The sequence below is a fragment of the Clostridium sp. OM05-6BH genome (assembly GCF_003481635.1).
Taxonomy (GTDB): Bacteria; Bacillota; Clostridia; order Lachnospirales; family Lachnospiraceae; genus Butyribacter.
On sequence record NZ_QULH01000014.1, the window covers coordinates 44,673 to 67,925 of the forward strand.

At 43.0% G+C, this 23,253-nt stretch carries 19 protein-coding genes and 1 tRNA gene; 16 read left to right on the forward strand and 4 right to left on the reverse strand.

Annotated elements, in window-relative coordinates; genetic code table 11:
• Positions 1-35 precede the first annotated feature (35 nt).
• Positions 36-1,268 carry a C40 family peptidase gene (locus tag DXB73_RS11050; RefSeq protein WP_118691160.1) on the forward strand — a complete coding sequence of 411 codons (1,233 nt, stop codon included), beginning with the start codon at positions 36-38 and terminating at the stop codon, positions 1,266-1,268.
• Between the two features lie 181 nt (positions 1,269-1,449).
• Here DXB73_RS11050 and DXB73_RS11055 read toward each other — a convergent pair whose 3' ends face one another.
• Together DXB73_RS11055 and DXB73_RS11060 are read right to left on the reverse strand one after the other, a co-directional pair.
• Positions 1,450-3,144 carry a D-alanyl-D-alanine carboxypeptidase family protein gene (locus DXB73_RS11055; RefSeq protein ID WP_118691161.1) on the reverse strand — a complete coding sequence of 565 codons (1,695 nt, stop codon included), beginning with the start codon at positions 3,142-3,144 and terminating at the stop codon, positions 1,450-1,452.
• A 190-nt stretch (positions 3,145-3,334) separates the two neighbouring features.
• Positions 3,335-3,406: transfer RNA gene (locus tag DXB73_RS11060), tRNA-Arg, on the reverse strand.
• Positions 3,407-3,500: 94 nt separating this feature from the next.
• Between DXB73_RS11060 and clpX the strand changes: the two genes are divergently transcribed.
• The 12 genes from clpX to DXB73_RS11130 all read left to right on the forward strand — a co-directional run bounded on the left by clpX (position 3,501) and on the right by DXB73_RS11130 (position 16,539).
• Positions 3,501-4,895 (forward strand): ATP-dependent Clp protease ATP-binding subunit ClpX, encoded by a 1,395-nt coding sequence (gene clpX, locus DXB73_RS11065; RefSeq protein ID WP_118506984.1) that lies wholly within the window; start codon positions 3,501-3,503, stop codon positions 4,893-4,895.
• A 60-nt stretch (positions 4,896-4,955) separates the two neighbouring features.
• A complete protein-coding gene (locus tag DXB73_RS11070; protein WP_118691162.1) occupies positions 4,956-6,695 on the forward strand; it encodes a S8 family peptidase in 1,740 nt (579 codons plus the stop codon).
• Between the two features lie 841 nt (positions 6,696-7,536).
• The gene (locus DXB73_RS11085; protein WP_118506949.1) at positions 7,537-8,487 is read left to right on the forward strand and encodes a hypothetical protein; all 951 of its coding nucleotides are present in this window, start codon (positions 7,537-7,539) and stop codon (positions 8,485-8,487) included.
• A 41-nt stretch (positions 8,488-8,528) separates the two neighbouring features.
• Positions 8,529-9,710: a CpaF family protein gene (locus tag DXB73_RS11090; protein ID WP_118506983.1), complete on the forward strand. Its 1,182-nt coding sequence runs from the start codon at positions 8,529-8,531 to the stop codon at positions 9,708-9,710.
• Positions 9,711-9,912: 202 nt separating this feature from the next.
• Complete coding sequence (locus DXB73_RS11095; RefSeq protein ID WP_147352607.1) at positions 9,913-10,530, forward strand: type II secretion system F family protein; 618 nt, start codon at positions 9,913-9,915, stop codon at positions 10,528-10,530.
• A gap of 23 nt (positions 10,531-10,553) precedes the next feature.
• Complete coding sequence (locus DXB73_RS11100) at positions 10,554-11,882, forward strand: type II secretion system F family protein (protein ID WP_182448313.1); 1,329 nt, start codon at positions 10,554-10,556, stop codon at positions 11,880-11,882.
• Between the two features lie 15 nt (positions 11,883-11,897).
• Positions 11,898-12,095, forward strand: coding sequence for a Flp1 family type IVb pilin (locus tag DXB73_RS11105; protein WP_022025099.1), 198 nt, complete (start codon positions 11,898-11,900; stop codon positions 12,093-12,095).
• A 110-nt stretch (positions 12,096-12,205) separates the two neighbouring features.
• A complete protein-coding gene (locus tag DXB73_RS11110; RefSeq protein ID WP_147354480.1) occupies positions 12,206-13,864 on the forward strand; it encodes a DUF5702 domain-containing protein in 1,659 nt (552 codons plus the stop codon).
• 179 nt (positions 13,865-14,043) lie between these two features.
• The gene (locus tag DXB73_RS11115; RefSeq protein WP_022025101.1) at positions 14,044-14,769 is read left to right on the forward strand and encodes a hypothetical protein; all 726 of its coding nucleotides are present in this window, start codon (positions 14,044-14,046) and stop codon (positions 14,767-14,769) included.
• On the forward strand, positions 14,770-15,201 hold the full coding sequence (locus DXB73_RS11120) for a prepilin peptidase (RefSeq protein ID WP_118506945.1): 432 nt from the start codon (positions 14,770-14,772) through the stop codon (positions 15,199-15,201).
• Positions 15,198-15,617 carry a TadE family protein gene (locus tag DXB73_RS11125; protein ID WP_022025103.1) on the forward strand — a complete coding sequence of 140 codons (420 nt, stop codon included), beginning with the start codon at positions 15,198-15,200 and terminating at the stop codon, positions 15,615-15,617. Before DXB73_RS11120 ends, DXB73_RS11125 begins: the two co-directional genes overlap by 4 nt.
• Positions 15,604-16,539 (forward strand): DUF6382 domain-containing protein, encoded by a 936-nt coding sequence (locus DXB73_RS11130; protein ID WP_118506944.1) that lies wholly within the window; start codon positions 15,604-15,606, stop codon positions 16,537-16,539. The genes DXB73_RS11125 and DXB73_RS11130 overlap by 14 nt, the downstream gene beginning before the upstream one ends.
• A gap of 9 nt (positions 16,540-16,548) precedes the next feature.
• On the opposite strand, the gene DXB73_RS11135 is transcribed toward DXB73_RS11130, so the two are convergent.
• Positions 16,549-16,956: a protease complex subunit PrcB family protein gene (locus tag DXB73_RS11135; RefSeq protein ID WP_022025105.1), complete on the reverse strand. Its 408-nt coding sequence runs from the start codon at positions 16,954-16,956 to the stop codon at positions 16,549-16,551.
• A 165-nt stretch (positions 16,957-17,121) separates the two neighbouring features.
• Between DXB73_RS11135 and DXB73_RS11140 the strand changes: the two genes are divergently transcribed.
• The 3 genes from DXB73_RS11140 (at position 17,122) to DXB73_RS11150 (ending at position 22,107) form a co-directional block, all read left to right on the forward strand.
• The gene (locus DXB73_RS11140; protein WP_022025106.1) at positions 17,122-19,578 is read left to right on the forward strand and encodes a glycogen/starch/alpha-glucan phosphorylase; all 2,457 of its coding nucleotides are present in this window, start codon (positions 17,122-17,124) and stop codon (positions 19,576-19,578) included.
• Positions 19,579-19,674: 96 nt separating this feature from the next.
• Positions 19,675-20,322 carry a hypothetical protein gene (locus DXB73_RS11145; protein ID WP_022025107.1) on the forward strand — a complete coding sequence of 216 codons (648 nt, stop codon included), beginning with the start codon at positions 19,675-19,677 and terminating at the stop codon, positions 20,320-20,322.
• Between the two features lie 150 nt (positions 20,323-20,472).
• Positions 20,473-22,107, forward strand: coding sequence for a class I adenylate-forming enzyme family protein (locus DXB73_RS11150; RefSeq protein WP_022025108.1), 1,635 nt, complete (start codon positions 20,473-20,475; stop codon positions 22,105-22,107).
• Positions 22,108-22,285: 178 nt separating this feature from the next.
• Here DXB73_RS11150 and DXB73_RS11155 read toward each other — a convergent pair whose 3' ends face one another.
• Positions 22,286-23,107 carry an amidohydrolase family protein gene (locus tag DXB73_RS11155; RefSeq protein WP_182448314.1) on the reverse strand — a complete coding sequence of 274 codons (822 nt, stop codon included), beginning with the start codon at positions 23,105-23,107 and terminating at the stop codon, positions 22,286-22,288.
• Between the last annotated feature and the right edge of the window lie 146 nt (positions 23,108-23,253).

Consider the following 23,253-nt stretch of genomic DNA (forward strand, 5'->3'; position numbering starts at 1 on the left):
TGTAACATATTTGTAACAAATTACAGGTGAAAGGTATGGTAACTATCGTGATTAGAAAAAATTTAGTGAAGAAAGCAGCGGGGGTCAGCGTTGCTTGTGCACTTACTATAGGAATGAATGTTGTGATTGCAGGCCCGGAGGAGAGCACCTTATTTCAGCAGATGGGGCTGATAAAAACAGCAGCAGGAGCTGAGGTTACGAATGCTACAGTCGCTCCGGCAATTGCACCGACACCAATATCTATTAATAATCAGAAACGTGTAACATTAAATCAAGTTGTTTCGGATGAGTTCGTAGGACCGATGCTTCCAAGTGCAACGCCGACAACAACGCCGACAACAACGCCGACAACAACACCGGCACCAACGGCAAAGCCAACGGTAAAGCCTGTTGCCAAAAGATATCGCAGCCTGGTCTTATCCGTTGCTAAAGATTATGTTAATGTGCGTAAGAGCAGAAGTACAGACAGTAAGGTGATGGGGAAACTTCATCGTGGAAGTTCTGCAAAGATCTTAAAAGTAAAAGGTGACTGGGTTAAGATCCGTTCCGGTAAAGTAACCGGATATGTTAAGAAAGAGTACGTGGCTACAGGAGCTCGTGCAGAGAAATTGTCCACACGTTTTGGTAAGAATTACGCTGTTGTTAAAAAGGGAACAGATACCTTAAATGTGCGCGAAAAAAAGAATACAAAGTCCGATATCGTAACACAGATTACAGATGGAGATGATGCTATCGTGCAGAGTATCTCAAAGGACTGGGTAAAGATTAAGACAGACAGTGGAAAAGTTGGTTATGTGGCAAAAGAGTATGTGTCTACAACACTGAAATTTAAGCATGCAGTATCTGCAGCACAGAAGAAAGCTTCTGAGAGTGCAAAGTCAACATCTACAGCACAGGAACCATCCGGCAAGAGCGGCAGCGCAGTTGTTAAGTATGCATTACAGTTTGTCGGCAATCCTTATGTTTGGGGTGGAACCAGTTTGACTGGTGGTGCAGACTGTTCCGGATTTACTATGAGAATTTATGAGAAGTTTGGATATAGCCTTCCACACAGCTCAGCAGCACAGGCCGGATATGGACGCAGCGTAAGTATGAGCAGCTTGCAGCCTGGAGATTTGTTGTTTTACAAACATGGCAGCAGCATTGGCCATGTGGCTATGTATATTGGTGGGGGACGTATTGTTCATGCAGCCGGTAAGAAATGGGGTATTGTGACAGCTAATGCATTTTATCGTACTCCATGCTGTGCCCGCAGAATCCTTGGTTGATCATATATAATGATCAAGATGTCAAAAGTTCAATATCATCATATAATTAAAATACCGTAAAAACAAATTAAACAGCGCTTCCTCTATTAACTTCAGAGGAGGCGCTGTTTTGTTGTTCTTTATTATTGCAGGATAAGCGTTGGATCGTTATTTTGAAAAGCTTATCTTATGATGTTTGTAGTTAGAAATCAAAGAAGTTTTTGCCGAAACTTTCCTTGGTTCGCTTATGTCGTTTATGATACTGTACTCCTTTTTTGCGTTTTTTAGTATTTTCTTTTCGAGGAGTATGTTTCTCATAATGCTTGCTGTGGTTTCGACGTTCTGATCTTGGAGCAAAATCGTCGCGGCTGCGGTTTTTTTTCTGCTTCGCATGATGACGTCGACCGCCACGACTTTGGTAGCCACCGCTTCGTTTGCGTCCTCGGCGTCTGTGGCTTGGTGTCAGGTTGCGCAACAGTACCGCGATAATGATGATCAATAACAATGCGATGATGATAATGATCACACTTCCTAAAAGTTGATTGTGAAAAACGCTTCCTACCTTGCGGGACAACTGATTCGCAGCATCTGCAATATTGCGGAACAGTTTTTTTTGTATTTTATGCTTGGAATTATTGGCTTCCATATTTGCAATCTTGGCGTTCACCAGATTTCGTGAAGCTTCATCTAAGTGTTTTGTCGAATCAGAGTTCGTATATATAATGTTAGAAGCTCCAACAGTTTTATTGCCATACGTATAAGTAATCTGGCCGATCACATTGTCACCATCATGAAGTTTCACATTTTTATTGTAGGTGATCGATTGCTTTGCAGCAGAAAGTGGTATTCCCTTTGGGAGAACAACACAGGCACCATCCGCCAGGCGGACCGGAGACTCGTCTGCATTAAAGTAACTGCCATAGTTGTTAAACAGATCGGCATTGATCTGCTCATTTTCCTGATTTACGGTGTATTTTTGATACTTTTCAAACCCATAATTCAACAATTTGGTCGTGTCCGTGTATTCGTTTGGCTCGCCCTGTTTTGGTCCGGCAGCTTTCATGATGACGCAGACAAGTTCCATTCCATTTTTTTCACCATAAGTGACCAATGTGTTTTGAGCAACGTGGGTGTAACCTGTCTTGCCGCCAATGGCATACTTGTATTCGTATTTAGGATACCGCCATCCATTGATCATCTGATGATGATTTTGCCATGTGCGTTCCTGTTTGTGCTTATTTGTTTTGGCACAGACATATCGTCTTGTACCACAGGCTTTGCGAAAGGCGGAAGATTTCATTGCCTGTCGGGCGATCACTGCCATATCATAAGCGGTTGTGTAGTGCTTCGGATCAGGCAAGCCATTTGGATTGTTAAAGTGTGTATCCTTTAATCCAAGATCTTTTACGCGTTTATTCATTAATCCGACAAAGTTACTGATACTGCCGGAAATGTGTTCGGCAACTGCCAGACATACTTCATTGGCAGATTCCAACATGATCGCATTCAAGCATTGCTCTACTGATAACTTTTCGCCGGGCTCGGAAAAAATAGTGGAGCTGCCGGTTTCGATACCATATGCAGCAGTTGATGAGACTGTTACGGTTTCATTCATGGAAGTATTTTCTGCTAAGAGCATGGATGTCAGGATCTTAGTAATACTTGCCGGATAATGTTTTTTGTGAGAGTTTTTTTCATATAATATTGTGCCCGTTGACAATTCCATAACAATTGCCGAATCACTGGACAAAGAGTTCTTTTTTGGTCCGGATGGCCATTTGGTCTGTGTCGCCTGAGCCGTTGCAGCGTTGGCAGGGATGGTTAAGGTTGTGATTCCGGTACCGGTTAGCAGCATGACACCACAAAGCAGCAAAGCAACCGTTCGTTTTAGCTTCAACGTTTTCCTCCGTTCTGCGCACCTCTTAAGATAAGCCACTGTAATAACAGCGGTGGAACAATATTTGCGCAAAGTACGCGGAGACGCAAATATCAAAAAAGTAAGAACTTCTTAAATTTGTATAAAGTGGTTTAAGAAACGTATCCGAATGTGCTATACTGTAACAAGCCACTTTATGCGAAAAGAAAAGCACTCCCAGTAGGAATCGAACCTACAACTGCCCCTTAGGAGGGGGCTGTTATATCCATTTAACTATGAGAGCACACAGCACTAATTTTAGCATAGTGCAGGGAGTGCGTCAAGAAATGCAAAGCAGATTGAGCAGTGCTACAATAGAAAGGACATGAGTGAACAGTATGGCAGAAGAGAACAACAATAAAGATAAAAATAATGAATACGAAGATATATGCTACGTATGCAGAAGACCGGAGAGTAAGGCCGGTAAAATGATGCGTTTGCCACAGGGAATCTGTATTTGTAATGATTGTATGCAGAAGACCTTTGACTCCATGACGGGACTTCCGAATATGGGAATGCCGTATATGGATATGTTTAATATGGCACAGCCGCCACAGTATGAGGATATTCCGGAACGTCAAAAGCTCAAAAAGAAGAAACCCAAAGAGAAGAAAAAAGCTGCAGAGGGAGAAGAGGTTTTTGATATTCAGCATTTGCCGGCACCGCATGTGATCAAAGGAAGACTGGATGAATATGTAGTCGGTCAGGAATATGCCAAGAAAGTAATGTCGGTTGCGGTCTATAATCATTATAAACGCGTGCTGACGGATACTATGGACGATATTGAGATTGAGAAGTCCAATATGCTGATGATCGGACCAACCGGCTGTGGTAAAACATATCTGGTGAAAACACTTGCAAGGCTGTTGCAGGTGCCGTTAGCGATCACAGATGCAACGTCCTTGACTGAGGCGGGATATATTGGTGATGACGTGGAAAGTGTTTTGTCGAAATTGCTTGCTGCGGCAGACAATGACGTGGAAAAAGCAGAGCGAGGCATTGTTTTTATCGACGAGATTGATAAGATCGCCAAGAAGCAGAATTCCAAGAGTCGAGATGTCAGCGGCGAGTCAGTACAGCAGGGAATGTTGAAGCTGTTAGAGGGTGCCGATGTGGAAGTGCCGGTAGGCGCAACGAATAAAAATGCCATGGTGCCAATGACAACAATTAATACGAGAAATATATTGTTTATCTGCGGTGGCGCATTTCCGGAGCTGGATAAAACGATCAAAAATCGTTTGACCAAACAGTCCGCAATTGGTTTTATGTCAGAACTCAAAGACAAATATGATGATGATGCCAATATTTTGGAGCAGGTGACAACAGAGGATTTGCGGGAATTTGGTATGATTCCGGAGTTTTTGGGACGTCTTCCGGTGGTGTTTACGCTCCAGGCAATGACGGAGGATATGCTGGCACAAGTACTTACACAGCCTAAAAATGCGATTTTGAAGCAATATCAGAAACTACTTGCTTTAGATGAGGTGGATCTGCAATTTGATGATGGTGCAATCCGTGCGATTGCTAAGCAGGCGGCAGAGAAAAAGACAGGCGCGCGTGCTTTGCGTGCGATCATTGAGAAATTCATGCTGGATATTATGTATGAGATCCCGAAAGATGATCTGATCGGTCGCGTGACGATCACGGAAGATTATATTAATCATGAGGGGGCGCCTCGTATTGAAATGCGGGAAAGCGGAGAAGCAAAATTATTGACACAACGACAAGAATAATATGATCACGGTGAGCATATATATAGAAGTGATTGTATTTCCTTGTGAGGTGAAATACCTATGACCGACTGTGAACAGCAGATTTATTCCAATGAATATCAGGATTATTTGATAGAACACACTGGTGACGAAGCATTGATCAAGCAGTGGTATGGTACGGATTGTGTACAATTCGCCAGCCGGAGGTTTGCAGTGATCTATCAAGCGGCAACAGTTGAGGATGCGGGAATTCGTGCACGTTTTCTACAAAGGCCGCGTTGCTACGGTCTGCTCTCCTCGGAACAAATATTGAACGAAATAGGAGTGTCGGCAGTCAGAAGACTTCCGGCACTCGAATTGTTTGGAAATGGTGTATTGGTAGGGTTTGTCGACACGGGGATCGATTATACGCACCCGGCGTTTATGAATGCAGACGGGACTAGCAGGATCTTAAGTATATGGGATCAAACGATAGAAGGTGGTGAGAAGAAGCCGAAAGGTTTTGCGTATGGCTGTGAGTATAGCAATGAACAGATCAATGAAGCAATCTCGGCGAGCAATCCTTATGAGATCGTTCCGAGCCGAGATACGGAGGGGCATGGAACATTTATGGCAGGAGTTGCCTGTGGAAACGAGACGGAAGATGGGCAATTTTCAGGAGTGGCACCTTCTGCAGCAATCTGTGTTGTGAAATGTAAGCAGGCAAAACAAAATTTAAGAGATTATTATCAGATATCCTCGGAAATTACTTGTTTTAGTGAAGCAGATTTGATTTTGGGCGTTTGTTACCTCTGGCGGCAAGCAGTGCAAATGCGAATGCCTCTTGTGTTGTGCCTTGGTGTTGGTACGAATTTGGGAGGTCATGTCCGTGGCGGTGTGATTGGAGAATTACTGCGGGATTATGGGGATTATCGCGGTACTTTTGTGGTAACGGCAGCAGGGAATGAGGCGAACACAGCGAGACACTATGAAAGTGGCGTTATTTTGCAGGGAGGCAGCGAAGAGGTTGAGTTAGAGGTTGCCGAGGGAAGAGACGGATTTGTGATGGAGCTGTGGAGCGATGCAACGCAGGTATTTTCGATAGGTTTGATCTCACCAAGCGGCGAATATAGCGGAAAAACGGTGCCGAGACAGGCAGAAAAGCGAGTGATTTCTTTCCTATTTGAAAATACAGTCGTGGAAATTCAGAATCTTTTGATCGATCAGGAAAACGGGGACGAATGCATTTTGCTGCGTTTTTTGCAGCCGCAGGAAGGTGTTTGGAAAATTCGTGTTTTTAATGAACAAAATATGCCGGGCAGATTTCATATATGGCTGCCGATGTACGAATTACTTCCGGGAGATACACGATTTTTGCGTTCAGATCCCAATACGACAATCTGTGATCCGGCGAATAATCTTGGAGTTATTACAGTGGCTTATTATGATTCAACAACGCGCGGCATTGCAGTTGATTCCAGCCGTGGTTACAGTCGTGATGATTACATCAAGCCGGACGTGGCGGCACCGGGCATTCAGGTTTTAGGACCAATTGCATTTACCGGAATGACGCCGGCAGATACGCAGAGACAGCGAGCGGAAGAGGCACGTTATGGTATGCGAAATGGTTCCAGCATTGCTGCAGCTTTGACGGCGGGCACAGTAGCCCTACTGGCAGAATGGGGAATTGTGAAACGCAACGACTTGTCCATGGATACGACAACTATTAAAAAGTATTTGATCCGGGGGACAGATCGGACAGGGCGCGAGTTTCCAAATCGAATGTGGGGATATGGATTTCTGAATCTATATGGGGTGTTTGATGCACTTCGTCCGAAGTAAGTGCTTTTACATCGCGCAAAAGTACGCGGTAACGCAGATAGGCAGCGTTCAATTGATAGATGTAACTGTCGATCAAGTCAGGCTCCTGCACAGAATCCAGCCCGGCATACGCATCTGTCAGATTTTTTTGTGCTTCTAATAATGATTTTTTAAGGAACTTTTCTTTTTTGGGAAGTTCCTTTTTCTTTTCCAATAATCTCATGGCTACATTCATCCTTTCTACCTCCATCTTTTGTAATAGTATAGACCAAATACTGTTAATTTATTCCTGTCCTAAAAAAGAATAAAACGAATAAATATATAGTGTTATCTGAAAAAAATGACAGAAAGAAAGGGGTAGATTGCTATGTTTGCCATGTTGATTGTGGTAATTGCGTTTTTGGTGGTCAAGGTAATTGGGTATGGGGCTTTGTCCTGGATGCAGTACCTTTCGGAAGTGTTGCTCCGATGTCTGTCAGGCCTTATTGTTCTATATGTCTGCAATTTTTTTATGTGTTATCTGAACGAAAATCTTATCGTCAATATTAACGAAATCAGCCTGACAATTTCGGCATTTTTCGGGTTGGCAGGGGTGTTCCTTTTATACTGTTTTCGTTGGATTTTACTAATAGTCTAGATATAGATTTGGCATATTTGCACAAAAATTGTACCAGTTGACAGGGCCGGAAGTGGGGTGCTATAGTTGCGGCACGCTTCACCAAGCTGATGTCTGCAGGAGTGCAAAGGCATGTTGGGAGTACCTGCAGCCGGAAAGCTTGGGATAGCGAATAGGGACGGAGACGGTGAAGATACGAATGGGAACTGTAATCTTACTGTCAAGTTGTAAATGGGAGGTGTGTAGGTGAAGAAGATCGTTGTAGCAATGTATGATGAGGAAGGTTATACGAGACGTTTGGCTGACTACTTTTGTCAGCATCAAAAGAATTTGTTTGATGTCCGGTTGTTTACAAGTGAAGAGAGCCTGCGCAAATTTTTGATAGGACAGGGAACGGAGCTGTTGATTACCGGAGAGCGGGACTGGGAACTGTTTCGCGGGATCAACCATGGTATTCACCGCTTAATATTGCTGTCCGATGGACAATGTGTCAGAGAAGACAATGGACAGGCCGTGTTGTTTAAGTATCAATCTGCGGAAAGTATGTTGCAGGAGGTACTGGCGATCGTGGCTGACGATGAGGAACTTAAGGTTCCCCTTCCCAAAAAGCAGATGAAGGGGACGGAGTTTGTCGGAGTATTTGCACCGTATGGTGGAGCTGGTGTGACATCGATGGCACTACAATTGGCTCAAAAGTATAGTGCACAGACCCGTTGTCTTTATCTGAACTTTGAAGTGTTTGATGGAAAGGTTCTGATAGATGATGAGCGCAATCATGACATATGGAATGCCAATATGTGCAGAGGAATGTCAGACCTGATCTTTTTTCTGCGGCAGAGACAGGAGAAAACAGCGGTCAAGTTACAGTCGCTTATTCGTCGCATTGGAACAATAGAAGGGATTGCTGCAGTGGAGGATTACAGGGATCTGTATGAATTATCTGCGAAAGACTTGGAACGACTGCTGCTCGTATTGGCAGAAGATACAGAGTATGAAAAAGTTGTCTTTGATATTGGATTTTTCGGGGATGGTTCGATGGAATTGTTGAAATGCATGGATAAGTTATTCGTGCCGCAGCCTGCGACGAGATCTCAGCAATGCAAGTGTAAATCCTGGGAGGCATTGCTTAAAAAGGAGGGATTGGAGGAGTGTCTGGCAAAGATGCAGTATGTGGCAGTCAATCGCGGCAGGATCTGACAAAGATCAAGGAGTGTATCAGGGAAGATATTATCCGATGCATGAATCGCGAACGTGTTGTTTCTGATGAAGAAATCAAGGACATGATCCAGCAGCGGGTGCTTGATCTGGGGCATGAAATGTATTTTTCCGTTACTCAGAAACAGGAAATGATACAGGGGATTTTTAATTCACTGCGTAAATTGGATATTTTACAGGAAATTCTGGAACAAGATGATGTCACAGAGATCATGGTGAATGGCTATCAGACAATCTTTATCGAAAAGGCGGGAAGACTATACCGCTATCCACATAGTTTTTCCAGTCAGTCGAAATTAGAGGATGTTATTCAACAGATTGTCAGCAGAATGAATCGTGTTGTCAATGAGGCAAGTCCGATTGTGGATGTCAGGCTGGAGGATGGATCACGTGTAAATGTGGTATTACCTCCGGTTGCGATCAATGGACCTATTTTGACAATTCGTAAATTTCCGAATCAGCCGATCACGATCCAAACATTGATCGAGATTGGCTCGATAACACGAGAGGCGGCAGAATTCCTAAAAAGTCTTGTTATAGCCGGATACAACATATTTATAAGTGGAGGTACCGGCAGCGGAAAGACTACCTTCTTAAATGCACTGTCATGCTTCATTCCGGAGACGGAACGTTTGATCACCGTAGAGGATTCTGCGGAGCTGCAGATACAGGGAATTGCCAATTTAGTCAGACTGGAAGCCAGGGAGGCTAATTTGGAGGGGAAGAATGCAGTATCTATTCGGGATTTGTTGCGATCAGCATTGCGCATGCGGCCGGATCGAATCATTTTGGGAGAGGTGAGAGATGCGGCAGCGTGTGAGTTGCTGACAGCAATGAATACCGGACATGATGGAAGTTTGTCTACAGGGCATGCCAATAGTCCACAGGATATGTTGAACAGATTGGAGACATTGGTACTTATGGGGATGGACATTCCCCTTGAAGCAGTACGCAGCCAGATAGCTTCTGCAATTGATATTGTGGTGCAATTGGGGCGGTTGCGTGATCGCAGCCGGAAAGTCTTAACGATAGCCGAGGTCGCAGGGATGCAAGAAGGGCATATTGTTCTGCGGGACATATTTCAATTTCAGGAACGAGGGGAAGCAGAGGATGGAACTGTCGTAGGAAATCTGCAGTGGACGGGCGCTAAATTAAGTCAAACCACAAAATTAGAATTAGCAGGTGTAAAAGTTCCTTGTGGATAGGGGAAGATGATGGAAAAATCGTAATATTTTCATAGGCAGGAGATCTGATGGAGGGAATGCAACAGTACATTTCGACAAAAGGGGTGATTTGGTGAAAGGACGCAGCAGATATTTCGAACTCATCAAATGCTTTGGAATATGGAGCATACAGGGGGCTGGAATTGTTTTACTTTTCTTTCGAAGTCTATGGTTGTGTGTACTTGTGAGTTTGGCGACTGCGATCTATGGCGTGATCACAGAGAAGAAACGAGCCAAAAGACGCTGGCAAAACCAGATCAGTATCGAGTTTCGTGAAGGATTACAGGGAATCGCAGCCGCATTACAGGCCGGTTATTCTATGGAAAATGCTTTGGAAGAATCACAAAAAGATCTGGTATTGCTTTACGGGGAACATTCCGTTTTGGTGCCACAGATGCAGAGGATGTCATATGAATTGCAGTTAAATCAACCGATAGAAGAGGTTTTTTATCGGTTTGGGCAATTGACGCAAGTGGAGGACGTTATGCGTTTTGCGCAAGTCTTACATATTGCAAAGAGAACAGGAGGAGATTTGATAGCGATTACAAGAATGACTGCAGATAGGATTAGTGAAAAAATGGAGGTCAAACGGGAAATATTGGTGATGATCGCGGGAAAACAAATGGAGGCACAGATTATGAAACTGATGCCGTTAGCCATTATATTGTATTTCTGGGTGTTCTCTCCGGGATTTTTAGATCCGTTATATCGTTGGGAAGGACGCCCTGTTATGGCAGTTCTTTTACTTGTTTATCTGGCAGCAGCATATTGGATCGATCGCATCAGTCGTATTGAGATATGAATTATCAGGGAAGATCAAACAAATTGGAACATTCATTTTCAGTTATCATATCGTGGCTGCGTTCAAGGTTTTGCGAGAAACAGTTGACATCGTTATCTAAGTTGTATGTTGGTAAAGGAACGGAGGAATTGTTTGTAATATTTCTTCGAAAGAGTGCCAGGTATGCATTGACCGGAATGGTGTTCGCAGGAGTGTTATGTGCATTGTTTGTTATATCTTCATCAAAAAAGCATGAGATTTGGCATGGAAATATGATGGAGCGTTCTGAGGCTGGTGGCAGGGATAAGACCATTGAAATGCAGATTGAGACAGAGGATGGTAAGCAGGATTATACGGTTAAACTTCCTGCACGTAAATTGACAAAGCATGAGATCAAGGAGCAATTTGCGATCGCGAGAGAAAAGGTGCAAAAGTTATATCTTGGTGAAAATAATTCGGCGGATAATATCACATCTTCATTAAATCTGATAGAAACAGTTCCGGATACAATGGTGCAAGTAGCATGGCAGTTAGATAAGGAGGGATTGATTACAGATAATGGCGAGATTGTATGGGCTGAGATTATTAAGCCGTATAAAACAGAAATCACTGCAGAGTTGTCTTGTGAAGATACGCAGGAGAGTGTCGTTTTAGAATTAACCATACAGCCGCCACAACGGACAAAGTTTGAACAGTGGCTTCAAAAATGGGAGGCTGCATTTAATAAGCGGCTTGAGGATACTGCAAGCGATAAAAGAATCTTTCTTCCGACAAGGGTGGAGGGACGAGAGATTACTTATCGCGATAAAACAGATTCTTATTTGGTGCCATGCGTGGTGGGGATGATCTTGGCAGCGATTGCAGGAATGCTGCTTTACAATAGTCAGATGCAGCAAAATGTCCGTAAACGGGATGAGGAACTATGTAAGGATTACCCGGAAATGGTGGAACAGTTTGTTCTGTTAGTGGGGGCCGGCATGACGATCAAGAGCGCATGGATCAAAATGACAGACGATTATCAATCGGGTCTGGATAGAAAGCAAGCAAAACGTTATTTGTATGAGGAGATGAGTGTGACAGAACGTGAGATGCAGAATGGAATGGGTGAAGAACGTGCCTATGAATTATTTGCAAAGCGGACAGGCATTCTTTGCTATATGAAATTCAGTGCACTTTTGACACAAAATCTTCGGAAAGGTTCAGCAGATATGTTGCGCCTTTTGGAACAGGAAGCACAGGATGCGTTTCAAAAACGCAAGGAACAGGCTAAGGAGGCAGGAGAAAAGGCAGGAACAAAAATGCTGTTTCCTATGATGTTAATGCTGCTGATTGTGTTTGTGATGATTTTATATGCAGCATTTCGCTCCATGTAGCAGAAAGGAAAGAATATGAAGAACAGATGGAAACAATTTTGGAAAGACGAATCGGGAATCGGAGTTGTAGAGATCATATTGATTTTGGTTGTGTTGATCATGCTGGTTGTTATTTTCAGAGAGCAGATTACGGCGATTGTGACAAATGCATTTCAACAGATTAATTCCGGTGCAAGTAAGATCAATACAGGGATATCGATCAAAAAGAAGTAGAGCATGAGTTTGAGGTGTGGAAGTGAGAGGAAGTTTTCTGAAGAAATCCGGAAAGGGTGAAGGTGGATGTATTTTGCAGGGAACCGGAAGTGAGAGGAGGGATGTGTTTTGTGAAAGGTGCAATTACCGTATTTATGACGCTGCTGTTTGGGATGATCTTGTCATTAGTTCTAGTCACAATTGAGAACGTACGTTTTTTGACAGGGGAAAGTTATGCCAGACTTTCGGCCAAAGGAGCTTTATATGCAGTGTTTGGAGAATACAATCGAGAATTGTATGAAGATTATGGGTTGTTTGGTTATGGAGGATATAGTCAGAAGAATCAGGATGAATTGTCGCGAAATATCGAAAGGCAGTTGCAGATAGCTTTGGGACAGCAGGATAAGGCAGCGTCTTCCGCAAATATTGACTTATATCGTATCCATGACATTTCCTGCACAATTGCGGACATAAAGAGTGTGGCAGACCGCGAGGAGTTGTATCGTCAGATTAAGTTGTATTTAGCAAGTGAAACGGTAGAAGATGTTTTGGATCGGTTATTTACAAAGGGCGATTCCACAAACTCAAAGGTGGGAGTAGATAGTTTGCGTGATCTTTTTCGAGAGGGTACCACGGCGTGGTCAAAATCATTGGAGCAGACCGAAAAGTATGAGAAAGGGGAGATGGATGATCCGGAAAAAACATCGCCTAAAAGAAAGAAACAGTCTGATAAGGCAGACAGTCAGTTTGCCGGGGAAAATAGGAGGTTTGATGGGGAAGATGGACAGTTTGCGGAAGCAAATAAGCGATCGGTTAGAAAGGCGGGATCCTCTGGGAATGTCATGGATGGGGATGGCGGTATGGCAACGCAGGATCATGCAAATGGTAATCCGTTGGAAAGTTTTTGCGAGTTGATGAGAGACGGCATCTTGCAGTTGGTGTGTGACACGGAGAAGTTGTCGGGAGAGGATCAGCAAGCCAAGAGTATCGGACAAGCGGCGGGTCTGTTAAAAGAACTTTTGAGTACAAAAGAAAGTTTTGATCTGCAGGGCAATTTAACACCAACAGGACAAAAACTATTACTTATGCGTTATGCTTTTTGTGTGTTTTCTTGCTATACAACGGATCGCAATCGGTCGACCAGATGCGGGTTAGAATATCTGATCGAAGGGAAAGAAAACGAAAAGGACTGTATGCTTGGCATTGTAAATCGCATGTTACTTTTACGTACAATGATTAATTATGCGTACGTGAATACGGATGAGCAGTTGAAAGCAGAAAGTCTTGCCACTGCGACTGTAATTGCGGGAGCAACAGGTCTTCCGCCGGTCATACAAGCAATCAACCAGACTATTTTATTGATCTTGGCAGTCGAGGAGAGCTTGATTGATATAACTGCATTATTATGTGGTTATAAGGTGCCATTATTCAAACAGCACGCATCTTTTCAAATGCGTTATTCGGAAATATGTATGGTTTCAAAGAGCTTTTTGCGAAAAAAAGCAGAAATATACAAGAAAGGCGGTGGTGTCATAACGGGAAAGGCGATGTCATATATGCAGTATTTAGGGATGCTTATGGCTTTGACTGTGGAGAAAAGTATGCGGGAACGAGCAATATCATTGATCGAGACGGATCTTCGCGAGCGATACAACCAGACTTTTTGTATAGATCAATGTATTGATCTGGCAAAAGTGAAAGTGGTATATCGGCAGTCTTTGTTCTGGAGTATGTCCCAATTGGGCGTTGTGCAGGAACAGCGACAGTTAGAGGTGATGTATCAATATTAATAGAAGTGCTGTTTGTTACAGTAAAAAGTCGAGCAGGATGTTCTCTGGCATTTCTGCGCTTACAATCTAAGAATTAAAATCTTTATCATAGGTCAGACTCTCTTTTGCATAACCTAATGTCAGAGGATGTCCTGCTCGACTTTTTGCAAATCTGTTGGGAAAGGCAGGTGGTAATTTGGGTGCATCAGAACAAACAAGATCCTAACATGGATTATTACAGCAGATTGACCATGTGCCGTGGGGCATTGACGGTTGAAGCAACATTTATTGTTCCTATTTTTTTCTTAGTGTTTTGCAGCTTTTTGTATCTGTTTCAGATTTTGCAGGAGCAGAGGCAGATTCAGGAACAATTGGTAACGGTGGCAGAGCGATATGAAAGTTTGGGCATTAGAACACCAATACTTCAAACGGATAGGGGCGATAAATGGCTGGTAAACTGGAAAATATCGGGGGACAGCGGAACTTGTGAGTGTATATGGCGAAAAAGTGTGCCGATGATCGGTGAGTGGTTTCAAATAACGCTGTATCAAAGAATGCCGCTTCACAATTATAGTGGACATTCTATGATCAGTACAGACCGAGCAGCGGATAGCTGCGTCTATCTTGCCCGAAATGGGACAGTGTACCATCTTAGATTGGATTGTACATATCTAAAGCTTGGGATCCGTCAGGTAACAGGAAAACTAGTGGAAAAGGAACGTAATCGTTCGGGCGGCAAGTACAAAGCATGTGAATTGTGTGCGGATGGGCAGCAGCTAACAGCACAGATGCAATGGTATATTACGCCGTATGGTGATAGATATCATAAGGAGAAAGATTGTGCGGGACTGCGTCGTTCTATCCGTAAATTAAAGAAATCGCAGGTGGGGGATTTGCCCGCGTGCAGTAAATGTGGGAGGGAGTAGATGGTATTTGTAAACAGTAGTTTGTTAATGACATTAGGCGTATGCAGCGTATATGATCTGCGTTATCGAAGGATACCTGCCATTGTCGTGGCGATCACGACACTGTATATCGCTGTGGCATTGGGCGTTATGGGATGCCTTACGCCGATTCGAATTGTGGGAGCAGCAGTATTATGTACGTTCCTTGAACTGCTATGCATTGCAAGCAGAGACAAAATTGGCACAGGTGATGCGATTATGATCGGCATGATACAGTTGGCACTTGGGATGCGGCAGAATATGCTTGTTCTGTTGGTGACATTTAGTATGGTTTTTATTACAGCCTGCATTTTGTATATGGTTTGCCGGGTTGATAAAGATCTAGAGATCCCATTGGCACCCTATTTGCTGGTAGGGGTAGGAGTGGTGTTGTTTGCAGAGGTGTTGCAATGAGGTGGAAAGGAAGTTATACAGTTGAAGCAGCATTTGTCATCCCGATAGTATTAGGTGTCGTATTTGTATTATTATACGCATTATTTTGGGTGCATGATCAGTGTGTTCTGCAGGCAAATATACAGAACGGATTGATACAATACAGTGATACTGGAGAGGAATTGCCAACTAACGAGGAGTGGAAGCGCACTTTGCAGCAAAATCTCTGGATGGGGAATGTGACGGAAACAGCAATTTCCCACAAAAGGACGGTGTGGCGAGGGCAGGCAAAGCTGGAATCTGTATGGCAGAATGATCTTACAGCAATCTTTTTTGCTGATAGCCAAAATTCCGTGTATTGTTTGGAATGGGATGAACAGCAGCCATCGGACATAGTACGATTTCGCCGGAAAGGAGAATCTGATGATAGAGATTGAACAGGGTACCGGAAAGTATGTTACCATTGCAGCAGACGAAGAAACTGCACTGCGATGGTCAGGAGATATCGGATTCAAGATGATGCAGTACAACCAGATTCGGGGTGTTCTGCCCATAAGCCAGCAGTACATTGATGAAAGGCTGCATGTCTACTATGAAGTAAATAAAATGCAAACGCTGGAATCGGTGTATGCAGAAGCCGGCTTATCTGTGGACAAGGCGTTGAAGATCCTGCTTTCATTGCTGCAGACAGTACAGGGGGCAGAGCAGTATTTTTTATCGGCAGAACAGTTTGTATTAAATGAACAAATGGTATTTTTAAGTCGGGACAACAGCAGAATATGGCTCTGTTACCATCCGGATCATGATGTGGAGATCGCAGAGGGAGTGCGAGCCGTCATGGAATTTTTAATGAAACGGATATTGCACTCAAACAGAACTGCCACAGCCTCTTTTTATGGCTTGTATGATATGGTTTGTGAACGGAGATGCACCATGGCAGAATTGGCAGAGCATATAATACGACAGCAGAGCGTATCGCAGGAACAGACGAAACAGCCAAAAGATGTGTCTCGAACCTTGCAGCCGAAAGCTGATAGTAAATTGCAGCTATCCCTTCACGGAAAGCGGGCTTTACCACAACAGACCCTGCAGAGTATATGTGTGCCTGCTGTTATATCGCTGTTAAAATCGGAGGTGCACATAGGACGTCTACAGACAGAGGATGTTTGCATTCCGATAGATTATATTAGCAGAGAACATGCAGTCTTGTATATTGATGACGATCAAATACAGATTGAAGACTGTGACTCTGCAAACGGAACCTTCTTAAACGGAGAGCAACTTATGCCACATGTCAGAACAACATGTAATCCCGGAGATCTCATTTCGTTTGCAGATATAACATACGACATCTGTTGACGATGTTAACTATTTTGAAAAACTGACCGGCAGGTCGACATATTCTGTTTTGATAACAATATAAGGATAGGAACTGCGCTCATCAGGATTGTCGCTTTTGGGACCGAATAATTCGGTATCAAAATACAGTCCATCCTCTCGCTTGCAAAAATCATTTACCGTGATCTTATAGCCGCCACAAGACTGCTTGCCATAGCCTCTGACAACATAAAGGTAAGATTGATCGGTGAAAGTAAGTGAAAACGGATTCTTTTTGCGCTCGTTGATAAGGCTTTGCAGCTCTTCTGGAATGTCGGAACCCGTTATTACCGTGAAGTCTGCATCTGCAATCTTGTCGGGAGGGTTCTCCTTAGAACATCCGCAAAGCATAATACAGGTTAAAATGATCACAGTCATCATACGATAGAAGTGTCGCATAAACAATTGCTCCTACTCGTTGTTATTGATATTTTATGCGGGGGTCAGAATATATATTCAATTTGATTTTTGCACTACAATAGTATATAATAAGCGTGCGGAGCATGATGTGTCGGGAGGACGGGAGTTCTTTTGGCGTCGGCAATTTTAGGAGGGCCTAGGAGAATGAAGGAAATCAACAAAGAAGAATTCAAAAAAGAAATTGAGGATTACGTAAAGGTTTTATTTCGTAAGACAATCAAGGAAGCTGACCAGCAACAGTTGTTTCAGGCAGTTTCATATGCGGTAAAAGATTTTATTGTTGACCAGTGGATGGCAACGCACAAGACATACGAAGAGAAGGATGTCAAGACTGTATACTATTTGTCTATGGAATTTTTGATGGGACGTGCTCTTGGCAATATGATCATTAATCTGAAGGGAAATAAAGAAATTAAGGAAGCTGTAGAAGAGCTGGGATTAGATTTGGATGTTATCGAGGATCAGGAACCGGATGCAGCACTTGGTAATGGTGGTTTGGGACGTTTAGCCGCTTGTTTCTTAGATTCATTATCAACATTAGGATATTCTGCATACGGTTGTGGAATTCGTTACAAATATGGAATGTTCAAGCAGGCGATTGAGAATGGCTATCAGGTTGAGAAGCCGGATGATTGGTTGAAAGATGGCAACCCATTTGAGATCAAACGTCCGGAATATGCGGTAGAAGTTAAGTTTGGTGGATATGTAGCGATCCGCAAAGATGAGAATGGTAAGGACAAGTTTGTTCAGGAAAATTATCAGAGTGTTCGTGCCGTACCATATGATATGCCAATCGTTGGTTATCAGAATAATGTGGTTAATACGCTGCGCATATGGGATGCAGAGGCAATTGATACATTCAACTTGAGTTCTTTTGACAAAGGAGATTATCAGAAAGCTGTTGAGCAGGAGAATCTTGCACGTACGATTTGTGAGGTGCTTTATCCAAATGACAATCATATGGCAGGTAAAGAGCTTCGCTTAAAGCAGCAGTATTTCTTTGTATCCGCAAGTGTACAGCTTGCAGTTGCAAAATATATGGAAAACCATGATGACATTCGTAAGATTCATGAAAAAGTATGTTTCCAATTGAACGACACACATCCGACTGTTGCGGTAGCAGAGTTGATGCGCATATTGATGGACCAGTATAGTTTGGAATGGGATGAGGCATGGGCAATCACTAAGAAGACCTGCGCATATACAAACCATACAATTATGTCAGAAGCACTTGAAAAATGGCCGTTAGAGCTGTTCTCACGTCTTCTCCCTAGAATTTATCAGATCGTTGAAGAGATCAACCGTCGTTTTATTTTAGAAATCCAGTCTGCATATCCGGGAGACTACGGTAAAGTAGAACGCATGGCTATCATTTATGATGGACAGGTTAAGATGGCACACTTGGCAATTGTAGGAAGTTTCTCTGTTAATGGTGTTGCCAGATTACATACAGAAATCTTAAAAAATCAGGAATTAAAAGACTTCTATCTTATGATGCCTGAGAAATTTAACAATAAGACCAATGGAATTACACAGCGTCGTTTCCTTCTTCATGGAAATCCGTTGCTGGCTGATTGGGTTACGAAGAAGATCGGTGATGAGTGGATCACAGATCTGTCTCATATTAATAATCTTGCCGTATATGCAGAGGATGAATTAAGCCGTAAGGAATTCATGAACATTAAGTATCAGAATAAGGTACGTCTTGCAGAGTATATCAAGAAACATAATGGAGTTGAGGTTAATCCACGTTCGATTTTTGATGTACAGGTTAAGAGACTGCATGAGTATAAGAGACAGTTATTAAATATTTTGCATGTAATGTATCTGTACAATGAGTTAAAGAAAAATCCGGATAAGGATTTCTACCCACGTACATTTATCTTTGGTGCTAAGGCGTCTGCAGGTTATCATGTCGCAAAACAGATCATTAAATTGATCAATAGTGTTGCGGATGTGGTAAATAATGATAAGAGTATTCATGATAAGATCAAAGTGGTATTTATCGAAAATTATCGTGTATCGAATGCAGAGATCATTTTCGCAGCTGCAGATGTATCTGAGCAGATTTCCACTGCCAGTAAAGAGGCATCAGGTACCGGTAATATGAAGTTTATGTTAAATGGTGCATTGACACTGGGAACTATGGATGGAGCGAACGTAGAGATTGTCGAGGAAGTTGGAGAGGAAAATGCATTTATCTTTGGTCTGTCCTCAGACGAGGTTATTGCATATGAGCACAACAATGAGTACAATCCAAGAGAAATCTACAACATGGATTCAGACATCCGTGCCGTGCTGACACAGTTAGTTGATGGTACGTATGCACCGGGTAATCCGGAAGAGTTCCGTGATATTTACAATTCTTTGCTCGATGGCAACGGCGGACGTCCGGATATGTACTTTATTTTGAAGGATTTCCGTTCCTATGCGGAGGCACAGCAGCGTGTAGAGGCAGCTTACAGAAATGAAGATGCATGGGCTAAGTCTGCGCTTCTCAATACAGCTAAGAGTGGTAAATTCTCTTCCGACCGTACGATTGAAGAGTATGCAACAGAGTTATGGCACTTGGAGAAAGTTACGGTAGAGTTACCGGAATAATCATATAATTAGAACGTAAGGTATTGCCAGAGGAAAAAGGATATTTCGTCTGGCAATACTCATATGAATATTAACTACATAAAGGAGGTTAGGACTATGAGCATGTTGGACAGACAGGTTAAAATACCGGCAAAAGCAAATCGAAAGATTGAGTTGAAGGCATATCCTGGTCACTTTGCAACCAATCACTCACACATCAACTATTACCTTGATATCACACCGATAAAGTGTCGCCACACGGAAGCGCAGCTGGTAGCGAAAGAATTTGTGCGGGAATATAAACATACGAAAGCGGTAGATACCATCGTGTGCATGGATGGCTGTGAAGTTATAGGAGCATATTTGGCAGAAGAGCTTACAGACGCAGGGATCATGTCCATGAATACACATGAATGTGTGAATATTGTTACTCCCGAGATCAATACGAGTGGACAGATCATATTTCGCGATAATGTTGAAGCTATGCTTACCAACAAGCATGTCGTACTACTGTTAGCAAGTGCGACTACCGGACAGACAGTTGAGCAGAGCATACAGGCAATTCGATATTATGGCGGTAATGTGCAGGGGGTATCGGCGATCTTTACAGCTGTAGATGAGGTTGAAGGTATTCCGGTTCATTCAATCTACCATGTAGATGATGTTGGCAGTTACAAGAATTATCTGCCAAGTGAATGCCCATACTGCAAAGAGAAACGTAAACTGGATGCTATCGTAAACAGTTATGGATATTCGAAAATTTAACACAATATAGCAGAGAAGTCACCCGATGCAGTGGATGGCTGCGGGCGACTACCACGGAATCTAAACCGGCACGTGATAGTGCCGGTTTTTTCTTTCAGTGATAGGAGAATGCTATATTTAAAAAGTACGGAGAAAGGATAGGAAAAAAGGATGCCTGTTACAGATTTTTTGGAAAGAAATGCAAAACTATATCCGAATGAAGTTGCGTTGGTGGAATTGAATCCGGATGAAAAAGATACAAGGAGAACGAGTTGGAAAGAGTATGAATTGATCCAGCCATCTCGTTTCGAACCGTATCGACGTGAAATTACTTGGGGGGTATTTAACGAAAAGGCAAACCGTTTTGCAAACCTGCTGCTTAGTCGAGGAATAAAAAAGGGCGATAAAGTAGCAATTCTGATGTATAATTGCTTGGAATGGCTGCCTATTTATTTTGGAGTGCTCAAATCAGGAGCAATAGCAGTGCCGTTTAACTTTCGCTATGATGCAGAGGAGATCTTATATTGTGCAGAGCTTGCCGAAGTGGATATAATCGTATTCGGGCCTGCGTTTATCGGACGGATCGAGGCAAATGCAGAAAAACTGAGTAAAGGAAGACTATTGATCTATGTTGGGGACGGCTGTCCGGACTTTGCAGAGAGTTATCATGAACTTGTTGCGGATTGTTCCAGTAAAACACCTGATATCCCGCTGACAGAAGATGATTATGGAGCAATCTACTTTTCTTCGGGAACAACAGGTTTTCCAAAGGCGATCTTACACAAACATCAGAGCTTGACGCAGGCCGCTGAAATGGAACAAAAACATCATAGTACAGGCAGAGATGACGTATTTTTGTGTATTCCGCCATTATATCATACCGGAGCCAAGTTCCATTGGATGGGAAGTTTGGTTGCAGGCAGCAAGGCGGTGCTATTAAAAGGAACGAAGCCGGATACGATCTTATCTGCCGTTTCTAGCGAAAAGTGTACGATTGTCTGGCTGTTAGTACCATGGGCTCAGGATATCTTGGATGCGCTGGATCGTGGAGATCTGAAGCTGGAAGATTATGAGTTATCGCAGTGGCGCTTGATGCATATTGGTGCTCAGCCGGTGCCACCTTCCTTGATCAAACGTTGGAAAGAATATTTTCCGAATCATGCATATGATACCAATTACGGTTTGTCCGAGTCGACAGGACCGGGTTGTGTGCATCTTGGTGTTGAAAATATACATAAAGTCGGTGCAATCGGTGTGCCGGGATATCGATGGCAGTGCAAAATTGTTGATGAGCAGGGCGTAGAAGTGAAGCAGGGAGAAGTCGGAGAACTATGTGTAAAGGGTCCGGGTGTCATGACCTGTTATTATCACAATGAGAAAGCAACTGCAGAAACCTTAAAAGATGGCTGGTTGTATACCGGAGACATGGCAATGCAGGATGAGGATGGTTTTTATTTCTTGGTCGACCGTAAAAAAGATGTTATCGTTAGTGGCGGTGAGAATATTTATCCGGTACAGATTGAGGATTTCATGCGCAGACATGATAAGATCAAGGATGTAGCAGTAATCGGTCTTCCGGATCGTCGATTAGGGGAGAAGACTGCAGCGATCATTGAAGTAAAGGATGGTATGAGCTGCACAGAGGAGGAAATCGAAGAATTCTGTATGGAATTGCCGCGATATAAGCGACCAAAGGAAATTATCTTTAGTGAGATCCCGCGAAATGCAACCGGGAAGATTGAGAAACCAAAACTACGTAAAATGTATGGCGCGGATCGCCTGGTAGCACAGGAAAATCAAGCATAAAATAACCAGTATACGCTGTAACAATGCTTAGGAAACTAAGCATAAAACAAATAGCATACGTCGTTATAATGTTTAGAAAACTACCAAATACAAACACGCATAAAAGCAAGGGCATATCACAGTTGATATGCCCTATTACTTATATTCTCACATTGTTTTTATAAAATGCAGCTAGCAGCTATAACTGCAATAATTTCTTTGCATTATCTCCAAGAATTTTTGTTATGCTTTCTTCTGGAATATTGCAATTTTTTATAGCATTGATAGAGTCTAGCTGATCGCTCCAAGGACTATCGCTGCCCATGACAATGCGGTCAGCGCCATGTTTTTGTATCATTACCGTGAACAGATCCATGGACAATGGCGCGCCCTCGCGGGGTGCTGAAGTCGTTGAAAAAGCAGTATCTAAATATACATCTCGTCCAATGATGTGATCCATAACCTGATCCCAACATCCCCAGCCGCCCATATGTGCCAGAACCATGCGGGACGGTTTGATTTCGTCTAGCATATTGCATATGTGTACAGGAAGGGATTGTTCTTCTCCCGGAAAACCAATGTCGTATCCGGCATGTGTAATGGTGACCAAACCGTATTCTTCCGCACAGTCAATGATGCGCAAAAATCGGATATCATCAATCGCCACACCTTGATACACCGGATGGATCTTGATCCCCTTACAGCCATGGCCTGCAAGAAATTGAATGATTTCCCGGTAATTGTCATTATCCGGATGAATGCCGCCGAACGATAACAGTCCGGTTTCCTTGGTGTGTTCGTTGGTTTCCACTGCGACACGATTCACCGTTTCGAATTGATGCGGATTTGTAACCACAGGAAGAATAATAGACAGATCAACACCGCTTTTATCCATGGATGCACGGAGTGACGCCTCAACACCACGTACGTGTGCACGCATCTTTGCTTTTTGTTCCAGACTTGCAATAGCCCGACTGGCGATTTTTTCTGGAAATATATGTGTATGAAAATCAATAATCATAACAATCCTTCTTTCTGTCATATAATAACTGCTATTGAGAGCATTTTCCATAACCATTAATTTTATGGTAAATCAATAAGTATCTAGTTGCCAGTATAGCATTTCCCATAACCATTAATTTTATGGTAAATCAATAAGTATCTGGT

Coding starts and splice junctions, on each gene's coding strand:
- DXB73_RS11050 (WP_118691160.1), top strand. CDS start 36: ATGGTAACTATCGTGATTAGAAAAAATTTAGTGAAGAAAGCAGCGGGG.
- DXB73_RS11105 (WP_022025099.1), top strand. CDS start 11,898: ATGAAGAACAGATGGAAACAATTTTGGAAAGACGAATCGGGAATCGGA.
- DXB73_RS11130 (WP_118506944.1), top strand. CDS start 15,604: ATGATAGAGATTGAACAGGGTACCGGAAAGTATGTTACCATTGCAGCA.
- DXB73_RS11140 (WP_022025106.1), top strand. CDS start 17,122: ATGAAGGAAATCAACAAAGAAGAATTCAAAAAAGAAATTGAGGATTAC.
- DXB73_RS11155 (WP_182448314.1), bottom strand. CDS start 23,107: ATGATTATTGATTTTCATACACATATATTTCCAGAAAAAATCGCCAGT.
- DXB73_RS11090 (WP_118506983.1), top strand. CDS start 8,529: ATGAATCGCGAACGTGTTGTTTCTGATGAAGAAATCAAGGACATGATC.
- DXB73_RS11120 (WP_118506945.1), top strand. CDS start 14,770: ATGGTATTTGTAAACAGTAGTTTGTTAATGACATTAGGCGTATGCAGC.
- DXB73_RS11150 (WP_022025108.1), top strand. CDS start 20,473: ATGCCTGTTACAGATTTTTTGGAAAGAAATGCAAAACTATATCCGAAT.
- DXB73_RS11070 (WP_118691162.1), top strand. CDS start 4,956: ATGACCGACTGTGAACAGCAGATTTATTCCAATGAATATCAGGATTAT.
- DXB73_RS11145 (WP_022025107.1), top strand. CDS start 19,675: ATGAGCATGTTGGACAGACAGGTTAAAATACCGGCAAAAGCAAATCGA.
- clpX (WP_118506984.1), top strand. CDS start 3,501: ATGGCAGAAGAGAACAACAATAAAGATAAAAATAATGAATACGAAGAT.
- DXB73_RS11135 (WP_022025105.1), bottom strand. CDS start 16,956: ATGCGACACTTCTATCGTATGATGACTGTGATCATTTTAACCTGTATT.
- DXB73_RS11125 (WP_022025103.1), top strand. CDS start 15,198: ATGAGGTGGAAAGGAAGTTATACAGTTGAAGCAGCATTTGTCATCCCG.